The 12,735-nt window shown below is 69.2% G+C and carries 10 protein-coding genes; 7 read left to right on the top strand and 3 right to left on the bottom strand.

Annotated features, from left to right (window positions below; translation table 11 throughout):
• Nucleotides 1-60: 60 nt before the first annotated feature.
• The 3 genes from ACIA8X_RS30395 to rhaI all read right to left on the bottom strand — a co-directional run bounded on the left by ACIA8X_RS30395 (nucleotide 61) and on the right by rhaI (nucleotide 4,820).
• A complete protein-coding gene (locus ACIA8X_RS30395; protein ID WP_399459640.1) occupies nucleotides 61-1,497 on the bottom strand; it encodes a rhamnulokinase family protein in 1,437 nt (478 codons plus the stop codon).
• An 8-nt stretch (nucleotides 1,498-1,505) separates the two neighbouring features.
• Nucleotides 1,506-3,545 (bottom strand): bifunctional aldolase/short-chain dehydrogenase, encoded by a 2,040-nt coding sequence (locus tag ACIA8X_RS30390; RefSeq protein ID WP_399459600.1) that lies wholly within the window; start codon nucleotides 3,543-3,545, stop codon nucleotides 1,506-1,508.
• Between the two features lie 114 nt (nucleotides 3,546-3,659).
• Nucleotides 3,660-4,820, bottom strand: a complete 1,161-nt coding sequence (rhaI, locus tag ACIA8X_RS30385) for an L-rhamnose isomerase (RefSeq protein WP_393447130.1) — start codon at nucleotides 4,818-4,820, stop codon at nucleotides 3,660-3,662.
• Between the two features lie 273 nt (nucleotides 4,821-5,093).
• Here rhaI and ACIA8X_RS30380 point away from each other — a divergent pair, with 273 nt between their 5' ends.
• The 7 genes from ACIA8X_RS30380 (at nucleotide 5,094) to ACIA8X_RS30350 (ending at nucleotide 12,678) form a co-directional block, all read left to right on the top strand.
• The gene (locus ACIA8X_RS30380) at nucleotides 5,094-6,611 is read left to right on the top strand and encodes a sugar ABC transporter ATP-binding protein (protein WP_393447128.1); all 1,518 of its coding nucleotides are present in this window, start codon (nucleotides 5,094-5,096) and stop codon (nucleotides 6,609-6,611) included.
• Nucleotides 6,608-7,648, top strand: coding sequence for an ABC transporter permease (locus ACIA8X_RS30375; RefSeq protein ID WP_393447126.1), 1,041 nt, complete (start codon nucleotides 6,608-6,610; stop codon nucleotides 7,646-7,648). Before ACIA8X_RS30380 ends, ACIA8X_RS30375 begins: the two co-directional genes overlap by 4 nt.
• A complete protein-coding gene (locus ACIA8X_RS30370; protein ID WP_399459599.1) occupies nucleotides 7,641-8,615 on the top strand; it encodes an ABC transporter permease in 975 nt (324 codons plus the stop codon). Before ACIA8X_RS30375 ends, ACIA8X_RS30370 begins: the two co-directional genes overlap by 8 nt.
• Before the next feature lie 82 nt (nucleotides 8,616-8,697).
• Nucleotides 8,698-9,777 carry a rhamnose ABC transporter substrate-binding protein gene (gene rhaS / locus ACIA8X_RS30365; protein ID WP_393447122.1) on the top strand — a complete coding sequence of 360 codons (1,080 nt, stop codon included), beginning with the start codon at nucleotides 8,698-8,700 and terminating at the stop codon, nucleotides 9,775-9,777.
• A 17-nt stretch (nucleotides 9,778-9,794) separates the two neighbouring features.
• Nucleotides 9,795-10,115, top strand: a complete 321-nt coding sequence (locus tag ACIA8X_RS30360; protein WP_062715864.1) for an L-rhamnose mutarotase — start codon at nucleotides 9,795-9,797, stop codon at nucleotides 10,113-10,115.
• Nucleotides 10,116-10,138: 23 nt separating this feature from the next.
• On the top strand, nucleotides 10,139-11,569 hold the full coding sequence (locus ACIA8X_RS30355; RefSeq protein ID WP_393447120.1) for a BNR repeat-containing protein: 1,431 nt from the start codon (nucleotides 10,139-10,141) through the stop codon (nucleotides 11,567-11,569).
• A gap of 83 nt (nucleotides 11,570-11,652) precedes the next feature.
• Nucleotides 11,653-12,678, top strand: coding sequence for a LacI family DNA-binding transcriptional regulator (locus tag ACIA8X_RS30350; RefSeq protein WP_393447118.1), 1,026 nt, complete (start codon nucleotides 11,653-11,655; stop codon nucleotides 12,676-12,678).
• Nucleotides 12,679-12,735 lie beyond the last annotated feature (57 nt).

The raw sequence follows: 12,735 nt of genomic DNA, 5'->3' as shown, positions 1-12,735 counted from the left end.
GGGATCGATCATCGGATGGGTGAAGGGTAGTCCGGGCACGCGGCCCGGGGGAGACCCCGCTCACCCCCGGGTGAGCCGGGCCTCCGCCTCGCGCCAGCGCGCCGCGTCCCCGCGCGGCTCGTACCGGGTGAACGGCTGGGTACGGGTGAGCAGTCGCCGCCCGTCCGCGAGGTCACCGACCAGGCCGTGGGCCCGCGCCTGGACGAGGACGTTCCCGAGCGCGGCGGCCTCGGTCGGACCTGCCACCACCGGCAGCTCGCAGGCGTCGGCGGTCAACTGGCACAGCAGGGCGTTGCGCGTGCCGCCCCCGACGACATGCACGACGTCGACGGGACGGTCGGCCAGCCGCCGCGCCTCCTCGATCGCCCGGCGATGCGCCAGGGCGAGCGAGTCGAGGATGCAGCGGGTGATCTCCGCCGGCGACTCGGGCACCGGCTGCCCTGTCGCCCGGCACGCCTCGGCGATCCGCTCCGGCATCCGCCCCGGCGCCAGGAACGCGGCGTCCCCCGCGTCCACCACCGACCGCAGGGCCGGCACCTTGGCGGCGGCCGGCAGCAACGCACCCAGCTCCGGGTCGCCCCATGCCCGTACGCACTCCTGGAGCAGCCACAACCCCATGATGTTCCGCAGATACCGGACCGTGCCGTCGAGCCCCAGCTCATTGGTGAAGTTGGCGGCCCGGCTCTCCTCGGTCAGCACGGGCGCGTCCAGCTCAAGACCCGCAAGCGACCAGGTGCCGGTGCAGATGTACGCGAAGTGCTCGTCCCCGGCCGGGACGGCGGCCACCGCGGACGCGGTGTCGTGCGACCCGACCGCCGTCACCGGCACCGGCCCGGTGAGCCCGGTCTCCTCCAGCACCTCCGGTCGCAGGACGCCCGCCGGATCGCCGGGCTGCCGCAGCGGCGCGAACAACGACAGGTCGATGCCGAGCCGGGAGGCGATGTCGTACGACCAGTCGCGCGTGCGGGGATCGACGAGCTGGGTGGTGGAGGTGTTGGTGAGCTCCGTGCCCTGCTCGCCCGTGAGCCAGTAGGCCAGGAGGTCGGGGATGAGCAACAGCCGCTTGGCGTACGACAGTTGGGCCGAGGCTCGCGCGGCCGTCAGCTGGTACAGGGTGTTGAACGGTGCGTACTGCAAGCCGGTGGCGGCATACAGCTCCTCCGGCGGCACGGTCGCCCACACCTTCTCCGCGACGCCCTCCGTCCGGGAGTCCCGGTAGTGCACCGGATTGCCGATCAGCGCACCGTCGGCGTCCAGCAGCCCGTAGTCCACGGCCCAGCTGTCGATCCCGACGGAGTCGACCTGACCGGCCGCCCGCAGCCCTTCCAGCACCCCCGCGTACAAAGCAAGAACATCCCAGCGCAGCCCCTCCGGCACCCGCACGGGCCGGTTCGGGAACCGGTGCGCCTCGGCCAGCTCCAGGCTGTCGGGCCCGACGCGGCCGACCATGACACGCCCGCTGGACGCGCCGAGGTCGACCGCGGCGTACGACTTCACGTCCGCACTCACCGCAGGAAGGCGGCCGCGACGCCGGCGTCGACCGGGATGTGCAGCCCGGTGGTGTGGGTCAGGTCCCCGCCGGTGAGGGCGAAGACGGCGTTGGCGACATGCTCGGGCAGCACCTCGCGCTTGAGGATGGTCCGCTGGGCGTAGAACTCACCCAGCTTCTCCTCCTCGACCCCGTACACGGCGGCCCGCTTGGCCCCCCACCCACCCGCGAAGATCCCCGACCCGCGCACGACACCGTCCGGGTTGATCCCGTTGACGCGGATGCCGTGCTCACCGAGCTCGGCGGCCAGCAGCCGCACCTGATGGGCCTGGTCGGCCTTGGTGGCGGAGTAGGCGATGTTGTTGGGCCCGGCGAAGACGGCGTTCTTGGAGGCGATGTAGACGACGTCACCGCCCAGCTCCTGCGCGATCATCACGCGTGCCGCCTCCCTCGACACGAGGAAGGAACCGCGCGCCATGATGTCGTGCTGCAGGTCCCAGTCCTTGGCCGAGGTCTCCAGCAGTGGCTTGGAGATGGAGATACCGGCGTTGTTCACGACCAGATCCACGCCACCGAAGGCGAGCACGGCCGCCTTGAAGGCGTCGGCGATCTGCTCCTCGGAGGTGACGTCCACCGTCACCGCGACGGCCTTGTCCGGCCCTCCGAGCTCCTCGGCGACGGCCTGGGCGTTGTCGCCGTTGAGGTCCGCGACGACCACACACGCCCCCTCGGCGACGAGCCGATGCGCGATGGCCTTCCCGATCCCGCTCCCCGCACCCGTCACCAGCGCCACCCGGGTCGCGAGCGGCTTGGGCTTCGGCATCCGCTGAAGCTTGGCCTCCTCAAGGGCCCAGTACTCGATGCGGAACTTCTCGGACTCCTCGATGGGCGCGTACGTGGAGACCGCCTCGGCGCCCCGCATCACATTGATGGCGTTGACATAGAACTCACCCGCGACGCGGGCGGTCTGCTTGTCCTTGCCGAAACTGAACATGCCGACGCCCGGCACGAGCACGATCGCCGGGTCGGCGCCGCGCATGGCGGGGGAGTCGGGCAGAGCGTGTCGCTGGTAGTAGGCGGCGTACTCCTCGCGGTACTCGGCGTGCAGCTCCTTGAGCCGCACGACGACGTCATCGAGCGGAGCGACCGGCGGCAGGTCCAGCACCAGCGGCCGCACCTTGGTCCGCAGGAAGTGATCGGGGCACGAGGTCCCCAGGGCGGCGAGCCGCGGGTGTTCGGCGCTGGCGAGGAAGTCGAGGACCACCTCGGAGTCGTTGAAGTGCCCGACCTGCGGCCTGTCCTGCGAGGCCAACGCCCGGATCACGGGGGCGAGGGTGGCGGCCCGCTCACGCCGCTCGACGGCGCCGAGAGCCGCGTAGCCCTCGATCACCGGCCCGAAGGGCTCCGCCTTCCCCTTCTCCTCCAGGAACGTCTCGGCGGTCCGGATGATGTGCAGCGAGTTCCGCTCGCACTCCTCGGCGGTGTCACCCCAGGCGGTGATCCCGTGCCCACCGAGGACGACGCCGATCGCCTGCGGGTTGGCGGCCTTGATCGCGGCGATGTCCAGCCCCAACTGGAACCCGGGCCGCCGCCAGGGCACCCATGCGACCGTGTCCCCGAAACACTCGGCGGTCAGCTTCTCCCCGTCGGCTGCACAGGCGAGCGCGATACCGGAGTCCGGGTGCAGATGATCGACATGCGCGGCCTCGACCAGCCCGTGCATCGCGGTGTCGATGGAGGGAGCGGCCCCGCCCTTGCCGTGCAGGCAGTAGTCGAAGGCGGCGACCATCTCGTCCTCGCGCTCGACACCGGGATAGACGTCGACGAGCGCCCGCATCCGATCCACCCGCAACACGGCCAGCCCGGCCTCGGTGAGGGTGCCCAGGTCGCCTCCGGACCCCTTGACCCACATCAGCTCGACGTCGCCGCCGGTGACGGGGTCGATGTCGGCGCCCTTGGCGGAGGCGTTGCCGCCGGCGTAATTGGTATTGCGGGGGTCGGAGCCGAGCCGACGGGACCGAGCCAGGAGGGCGGCGGCTTCGGAATGGATTGCCATGAACTTTCAGTCCTTATCAAGAGAGGGGGAGTGCACTAACCCAGGGGCGCGGGGAACTGCGCGACCAGCCACAACGCACCCGCAGACCGCGACGAAAGAGAACCCGGCAGACGCTTACGCCCCCCACCCGGCCTGCTCCCCACCAACCCGCTCAGCCACGATCTTCTCGGCCCACCCGGACCGCCGATACGCGGCAATGGGGTCAGCATCGAGCCCCATCTCCCCCCGCACCTCCGCCAGCAACGGCCGCACATCCGTGTTGTACGCATCCATCACCACGGCATTCGCCCCGAGCACGTCCCCCGACCTCTGCGCATCAGCCAACGCCGACGCGTCAACGAGCAGCGCCTTCGCCGTAGCCTCCTGCACATTCATCACCGACCGGATGATCGCCGGAATCTTCGCCTCGATGTTGTGGCACTGGTCGAGCATGAACGCCACATCCGGCGAGAACCCACCCCCACGCACCACCTCGTACATGATCCGGAACAACTGGAACGGATCAGCGGCCCCCACCATCAGGTCGTCATCGGCATAGAACCGGGAGTTGAAGTCGAACCCCCCGAGCTTCCCCTCCCGCAACAGCGTCGCGACGATGAACTCGATGTTGGTTCCAGGCGCGTGATGCCCGGTGTCGACAACAACCTGCGCCTTGGGCCCGAGCTTCAGACAGTGCGCATACGCCGTCCCCCAGTCCGGCACATCGGTCGTGTAGAACGCCGGCTCGAAGAACTTGTACTCCAGCAGCATCCGCTGCCCCTCGCCCAGCCGCGCGTACACCTCGGAGAGCCCCTCGGCCAGCCGGTCCTGCCGCGCACGGATGTCGTCCTGTCCGGGGTAATTCGTCCCATCCGCGAACCAGAGCTTCAGATCGGCGGAGCCCGTCGCGTCCATGATGTCGACGCACTCCAGCAGATGATCAAGAGCCTTCCGCCGCACCGAGGCCTCGGGGTGGCAGATGCTGCCCAGCTTGTAGTCGTCGTCCTGGAAGGTGTTGGAGTTGATGGCGCCCAGCTTCACGCCACGCTCCTCGGCGTGCTTGGCCAGCGCGCCGTAGTCATCGACCCTGTCCCAGGGGATGTGCAGCGCGACGGTCGGGGCCACGCCGGTGAACGCGTGCACCTGAGCCGCGTCGTCCAACTTCTCCCGCGGCGTCCGCGGAACACCGGACTGCGCGAACACCTTGAACCGCGTCCCCGAGTTCGCGTACGCCCACGACGGCGTTTCGACTGCCTGCGTCTTGAGTGCGGCCTTCACCGCGGCGAGCTCGGTCACTTGAGGGCTCCTGTGACGTCGGGACGGAAAGTCAGTTGAACGGCTTCACTGTGAAACGATTCAAGACGGGAACGTATGAGTCCCCCGAAGGGGTGTCAAGCCCCACGACCAAGGCTGTTTCTCGTAGCCCTACCGTGACCTTCGTTCATCGAAATTTTTTCGACACGGACCCATTGACGTGACATGCGGTCCGTGCCTAACGTCCCGGCAACCAAGTTGAAACCTTTCACGACGCCGTGAGGGACGTCCCGCCGGCGTCGTCGAGGAGCCCCCATGACCCACCCGTCCACCACGGGTCCGGCCCCGGTTCTCGCGCTCAAGGACATCTCGAAGTCCTTCGGCGCGGTCCGCGCCCTGCGGGACGTCTCCCTGGAGCTGTTCCCCGGGGAGGTGCACGCCCTCGCCGGAGAGAACGGCGCGGGCAAGTCGACCCTGATCAAGACGCTCGCCGGCGTGCACCGGCCCGACGCGGGCCAGGTGCTGCTCGACGGTGCCCCCGTCGTCTTCCACGGCCCCGGCGACGCCCGCGACGCCGGCATCGCCGTGATCTACCAGGAGCCGACCCTCTTCCCCGACCTGTCGATCGCCGAGAACATCTTCATGGGCCGCCAGCCGCGCCGCGCCCTCGGCCGGATCGACCACAAGGCCACGCACACCGCGACCCTGGCCCTGATGCGGCGGCTCGGCGTCGAACTCGACCCCGACCGCCCCGCGCGCGGCCTGTCCATCGCGGACCAGCAGATCGTCGAGATCGCCAAGGCGCTCTCCTTCGACGCCCGCGTCCTGATCATGGACGAGCCGACGGCCGCCCTCACCGGCAGCGAGGTCGCCCGGCTCTTCGGAGTCGTCCGCACCCTGCGCGAACAGGGCGCCGCCGTCCTGTTCATCTCGCACCGCCTGGAGGAGATCTTCCAGATCTGCCAACGGGTGACCACCCTGCGCGACGGCGCCTGGATCGCCAGCGAGCCCCTCGACGGCATGACCGAGGACGACCTCGTGCGCCGCATGGTCGGTCGCGACCTCGACGAGCTGTACCCCAAGCAGGACGTGAAGCCGGGCGAAGTCGCCCTGAGCGTGCGCCGGTTGACCCGGGAGGGGGTCTTCACCGACGTCTCCTTCGACGTACGGCGCGGAGAGATCGTCGGCCTCGCCGGCCTCGTCGGCGCCGGCCGCACGGAGGTCGCCCGGGCCGTGTTCGGCATCGACCGCTGGGACGCCGGCGACGTCTCCGTCGACGGCAAGGCCCTGACCAACGGCGCCCCCTCCACCGCCATGGCCTCCGGCCTCGCCCTCGTCCCCGAGGACCGGCGCGCGCAGGGCCTGGTGATGGACATGTCCATCGAGCGCAACATCGGCCTCACGGGGCTTCGTACCACCGTCAAGGCGGGGTTGATGGACCGCGGCGCCGAACGCAGCCGCTCCCTCGACTGGGCCGTGAAGCTCCAGGTCAAGTACGCCCGGATCGCCGACACGGTCAACACCCTGTCCGGCGGCAACCAACAGAAGGTCGTCCTCGCCAAGTGGCTCGCCACCGGCCCCAAGGTGCTGATCGTCGACGAACCCACCCGGGGCATCGACGTCGGCACCAAGGCCGAGGTGCACCGGCTGCTGAGCGAGTTGGCCGCCGACGGCGTGGCCGTCCTGATGATCTCCTCCGATCTGCCCGAGATCCTCGGCATGGCCGACCGCGTGCTGGTGATGCACGAGGGCCGCCTCACCGCCGAGATCCCGCGCTCCGAAGCCACCGAGGAAACCGTGATGGCCGCAGCCACCGGGAGGGCCGCCGCATGACGGTGACCACCCCGAACCAAGCCCCCGTCACCGAGGTGACCAAGTCCAGCGGCACCCGCCTCGTCGACCGAGTCTTCAAGATGCGCGAACTCGCCATCCTGCTCGTCTTCGTGGTGATGATCGTCGTCACCCAGCTGGGCAACAGCGAGTTCCTCACCGAGCAGGGCATCAAGGACCTGCTGCTGAACGCGACGATCCTCGTGCTGGTCGCCACGGGCCAGTCCCTGGTGGTGATCACGAGGAACGTCGACCTGTCGGTCGGCTCCACGCTCGGCATCAGCGCCTTCGCCGCCGGTACGTATCTGCAGGGCGGCGGCAACCCGGTCGTCGCCGTGTTCCTCGCGGTGCTGATGGGCATCGCCTTCGGTCTGCTGAACGGCCTGCTCGTCAGCCTCGGCCAGGTGCCCGCGCTCGTCGTCACCCTCGGCACCCTCTACATCATCCGCGGCATCGACTCCATCTGGGTCGGCTCCCGGCAGATCACCGCGGCCGACCTCCCGGACGGCTTCGTCGACTTCGGCTCCGGCGGCATCTCCGCGGTGCCGTGGCTGGCGCTGATCGCCGTCGTCGTCCTGGTGGCCACCGCCTACTACCTCAAGCACTTCGGCAGCGGCCGCGAGCTGTACGCCCTCGGCTCCAACCCGGAGGCCGCCCGCCTCGCCGGCATCCCGGTGCGCAAGCGGATCCTCGCCGCGTACACCTTCTGCGGTGCGCTGGCCGGACTCGCGGGCGCGCTGTACCTGGCCCGGTTCGGCAACGTCGACTCCGGCACCGGCAATGGCTACGAACTCACCGTCGTCAGCGCGGTCGTGGTCGGCGGCGTCGTCTTCACCGGCGGCTCCGGCAGCGTCTACGGCGCGGCGCTCGGCGCGCTGCTGCTGACCTCCATCAACAGCGTGCTGCCCGCCCTCGGAGTCAGCTCCGTCTGGGTGCTCGCCATCAACGGCATCCTGCTCATCCTCGCCATCGCGGTCGACCGGATCGTCGCGCTGCGCGTGGCCACCGCCCTGAAGAAGAGGAACGCCCGCCATGGCTGACTTCTCGCTCGCGCGTGCCGTTCGCTGGGACACGGTGGTCGGCGCCCTCCTCATCGTCGTACTGCTGCTGTCCTTCGGGACGGTCGACGGTTTCGGGAACGCGCTCAACCTGTCGTTCCTGATCGGCAACACCCTTCCGATCGCCTTGATCGCGCTGCCGATGACGCTTCTGGTCGTCTCGGGCGAGATCGATCTCTCGGTCGCCTCCACCGCCGGCCTCTCGGGGGCGGTGATGGGCGCCCTGTGGAACCAGGGCATGACCATCGAAACGATCATTCCGATCTGTCTGGTGCTCGGTGTGGTGTGCGGGCTCATCAACGGCCTGCTGGTCACCAAGCTGGGCCTGCCCTCCCTCGCCGTCACCATCGGCACCCTCGCCGCCTACCGGGGCATCGCGCAGATCGTGCTCGGGTCGGACGCGGTGACCGACTTCCCCACCCAGTACCTCGACTTCGCGGCCGGACGCATCGGCGACACCTTCATCCCGTACGCCTTCCTGCCCTTCCTCGTGCTGCTCGCGATCGCCGTGGTCGCCCTGCACGCCACGCCGTTCGGGCGGTCGATCTTCGCGACCGGTGCGAGTGAGGAGGCCGCGCGGTTCGCCGGTATCCGCGTCAAGCGGCAGAAGCTGATCCTGTTCACGGTGACGGGGCTGATGGCGTCGCTCACCGGGATCTTCTGGGCGCTGCATTACGCCAGCGCTCGCTATGACAACGCGACGGGGCTCGAACTCTCCGTCGTCGCCGCTGTGTTGCTCGGGGGCATCGACTTCGACGGTGGCAAGGGCACGTTGGGCGGTGCCATCGCCGGGGTGTTCCTGCTGGGGGCGCTGCAGAACGTGATGAGCCTCCAGGACGTCTCCGCGCAGTCGCAGATCGTCGTCACAGGTGTGCTGCTCGTTCTTTCCGTCCTCGGGCCGCGGGTGGCGCGGCAAATCGCCGTTGTGCGTGCTCGATCGTCCGGCTGATCGTCGTTTGTGGCTGGTCGCGCAGTTCCCCGCGCCCCTTTGGGGCGCGTCTCACTCACCTCCGCTGAATAAGGAACCCACCATGCGCAAGTCATCCCTCCGCCGCACCTGCGCGGCCCTCGCCGCCGTCACCTCCCTCGCCCTCGCCGCCACCGCGTGCGGCGGCACCACCAAGGAGGACGTCAAGAGCGAGGGTGCCTCGGCCGCCACCGCCGGCAAGGCCGACCCGAATGCCGAGCTGAAGAAGGGGCTGACCGTCGGCTTCCTGCCCAAGCAGGTCAACAACCCCTACTTCACCTCCGCCGACAAGGGCGGCGAGGCGGCCCTGAAGGAGCTGGGCTCCAGCTACAAGGAGGTCGGGCCGTCCAGCGCGACCGACACCGCCGGGCAGGTGTCGTACGTCAACACGCTCACCCAGCAGCAGGTGGACGCGATGGCCGTGTCCGCGCAGGACCCGGGCGCCCTGTGCACCGCGCTGAAGCAGGCGATGAAGAACGGCATCAAGGTCGTCACCTACGACTCCGACACCACCGCCGACTGCCGCAACGCCTTCGTCTCGCAGGCGTCCGCCGAGGACCTCGGCCGCACCGAGGTGCAGCTGCTCGCCGAGCAGATCGACTACAAGGGCGAGATCGCGATCCTGTCCGCCGCGCAGACCGCGACGAACCAGAACATCTGGATCGACTTCATGAAGCAGGAGCTCAAGGACCCCAAGTACAAGGACATCAAGCTCGTCAAGGTCGCCTACGGTGACGACGACGCGCAGAAGTCCTTCCAGCAGACCCAGGGCCTGCTCCAGGAGTACCCGAACCTGAAGGGGATCATCTCCCCGACCACCGTCGGCATCAAGGCAGCCGCCCAGTACCTGTCGGGCTCCAAGTACAAGGGCAAGGTCAAGCTGACCGGCCTCGGCACCCCCAACGACATGCGCAAGTACGTCAAGAACGGCACCGTCGAGGCGTTCGAGCTGTGGGACCCGGCGAAGCTCGGTGACCTCGCCGCCCGCGCCGCCGTCGCCCTGGTCTCCGGCCAGATCACCGGCAAGGAGGGCGAGACCTTCAAGGCCGGCGACACCACGTACACCATCGGCAAGGACGGCGTGATCAGCCTCGGCAAGCCGACCGTCTTCGACGCGAAGAACATCGACCAGTTCAACTTCTAGACCCTGGAGGGTTGTTGATGCAGCGCGTGTGCTTCCTGCTGAAAGTCCGTCAGGACCGCCTGGACGAGTACCGCGAGCGGCATGCCGCCGTGTGGCCGGAGATGCTCCAGGCGCTCTCAGCCACCGGCTGGCACAACTACTCGCTCTTCCTGCGGGAGGACGGCCTCCTGGTCGGCTACCTGGAGACCGAGGACTTCGCCGCCGCCCAGGCAGGTATGGAGGCCGCGGAGGTCAACGCCCGCTGGCAGAAGGAGATGGCGCCGTTCTTCGAGTCGCTGGACGGCGCCCGCCCCGACGAGGCCATGAAGCCACTCACCGAAGTGTTCCACCTCGCCTGAACGCCCCCTCAGGAGCCGCATCAATGAAAAGACGTACGCTGCTGGGCGCCGCCCTCGCAGGAGCCGTGATGACCCCCGCCCTCGCCTCCGGAACCGCCCGCGCCGCGGACCCCGGCCCGTCCCTCACCCTGACCGGCACCACCACCCTCGACACGCAGGCCATCTTCTTCGTGTCGTACGACGGCCTGGTCAACAACAACGCCTTCCAGAAGAACGGCCTGCTGACCTACAAGGGCTACCAGTACGCCGTCTGGTACACCGCCGACCGAGGCGCCGTCGTCGGCCGCCGCGCGCTCGGCGCCACCACCTGGTCCACGGTCAAGGTCGGCCACACCCTGCGCTACAACGACTCCCACAACGTCATATCGATGGGGATCTCGAAGGTCGACGGGCGCCTCCACCTCAACATGGACTCGCACAGCGACGGCTTCACCTACGTCAAGTCGGCCGCGGGCCTGATGGACAACCCGGCCGGCCTGAGCTGGGTCGCCAGCCGCTTCGGCGCACCCCAGTCCACCCTGGACGGGCTCGCGCTCACCTCGCAGTTCACCTACCCGCAGTTCGTCTCCACCCCCGACGGCAAGCTGCAGCTCAGCTACCGGGTCGCCGTCTCCGGCAACGGCCGCAACGCCCTCGCCGAGTACGACGGTTCGACCTGGACCAACCTCGGCGAGTGGAGCAGCTCCACGGGCACGTACACCAGCGAGCACGGCTCCTCCACGGCCCGCAACATGTACCTGCACGGCATCGACTACGACAGGAACGGGCGCCTGCACTCGTTCTTCACCTGGCGCGAGCAGAACGGCGCCGTGATGTGCAACGGCGGCGGCATCAGCAACCACGACACCGGCTACGTCTACTCCGACGACCGCGGCCGCACCTGGCGCAACAACGCGGGGGCGGTCGTCGGCACCACCGGCGGCTCCGACAAGGTCGCCGTCACCGACAGCGGCCTGGTGATCGACGCGCTGAACCCGGACCACTCCCTGATGAACCAGGAGAGCCAGTTCACCGACTCCGCCGGCCTGCCGCACGCGATCATCAGCTACGTCCCCGGCCGGTTCGGGCAGTGCACCACCAACTACGTCGCCAACCGCACCGCCAACGGCCGCGCCTTCCACGTCCGCAAGAACTCCTCGGGGGCGTGGCAGAAGACGGAGATCCCGGTTCCGCTGAACTCCAGCCAGCGCACCAAACTGATTCTGGACAAGTACGACAACGCGTACGCGATCTTCCCGTTCTGCCGCATCGCCGGAGCCTCCAAGGCCTCCGGGTACACGGACTGGACCGTGTTGTACGACGGCGTCACCGCCGGGCTGAACGCCTTCGGCGAGGTCGTGATCGACGAGACCCGGGTCGGGCAGGACAACTTCCTGTCGATCATGTACCAGGAGAAGTCCAGCGGTACGACGCCCTCGGCGCTGCGCAACCTCAACTTCCGCCTGCCTGCCTGATCGCAGCTGTTGTGGGCGGCATGACGGTAATGTGCCTTCCCGCCGCCCCACGCAGTCCACGTCTTTCTGGAGGTCCCTGACCGATGACCCAGTCGGTGGGTATCAAGGACGTCGCCCGCGCCGCCGGAGTCTCCGTCGGCACGGTCTCGAACGTCATCAACCGTCCGGACACGGTCGCGACCGAGACCCGGGCGCGCGTGCAGTCCGCGATAGACCGGCTGGGCTATGTCCGCAGCGAGTCCGCGCGCCAACTGCGCGCGGGCCGCAGCCGGATCATGGGGTTGCTCGTGCTCGACATGGGCAACCCCTTCTTCGTCGACGTCGCGCGCGGCGCCGAGCGGGCCGCGCGCGCGGCCGGGCTCGGCGTGATGGTCTGCAACAGCGCGCAGAGCGCGAGCGAGGAGGCCGACTATCTGTCGCTGTTCGCCGAGCAGCGGGTGCGCGGCGTCCTGCTGACCCCGGCCGACGCCACCGGCCGCAACATCGAGACGTTCCGGCGGCACAACATCCCCTTCGTCCTGGTCGACCGGGTCGCCGAGGGCACCACCGAGTGCTCGGTCTCCGTCGACGACGTCGCCGGCGGCGCGCTCGCCGTACGCCACCTCGTCGACGCCGGGCACCGCTCCATCGCGTACGTCAGCGGCCCGCCCGGCCTCAACCAGGTCCGCGACCGCCGCATCGGCGCCCTGAAGGCGCTGGACGAGGCCGGCCTCGGCCCCGAGCACCTGCGCGAGCTGCCCACCGAGCGGCTCGACGTCGCGGCCGGCCGCGACGCCGGCGCCCGTCTGCTCGGCCTCGCCGAGCGCCCGACCGCCGTCTTCTGCGCCAACGACCTGCTCGCCCTCGGCGTGCTCCAGGCCATGTACGCCGCGGGCGTCGGAGTCCCCGACGACCTCGCGATCGTCGGCTACGACGACATCGAGTTCGCGGCCGCCGCGGCCGTCCCCCTCACCTCCGTACGCCAGCCCGCGGTCACCATGGGCACCCTCGCGGCGGAGATGCTGCTGGAGGAGACGGAGGAGGACACCGCGGCGAGGAAGCACGAGCACCGGCGCGTCGTACTCCAGCCCGAGCTGGTCGTACGCCGGTCCAGCCTGTCGGCCCGCTGATCCGCCATTCAGTACGATTTCATGATCCTGGGGCTCCGTCGGCGGACGAACATGTGC

It is taken from the genome of Streptomyces sp. NPDC051738 (assembly GCF_044453205.1).
GTDB lineage: Bacteria > Actinomycetota > Actinomycetes > Streptomycetales > Streptomycetaceae > Streptomyces.
Note: the sequence above shows the minus strand (reverse complement) of the source record. Positions and strands in the feature narration are given on the sequence as shown.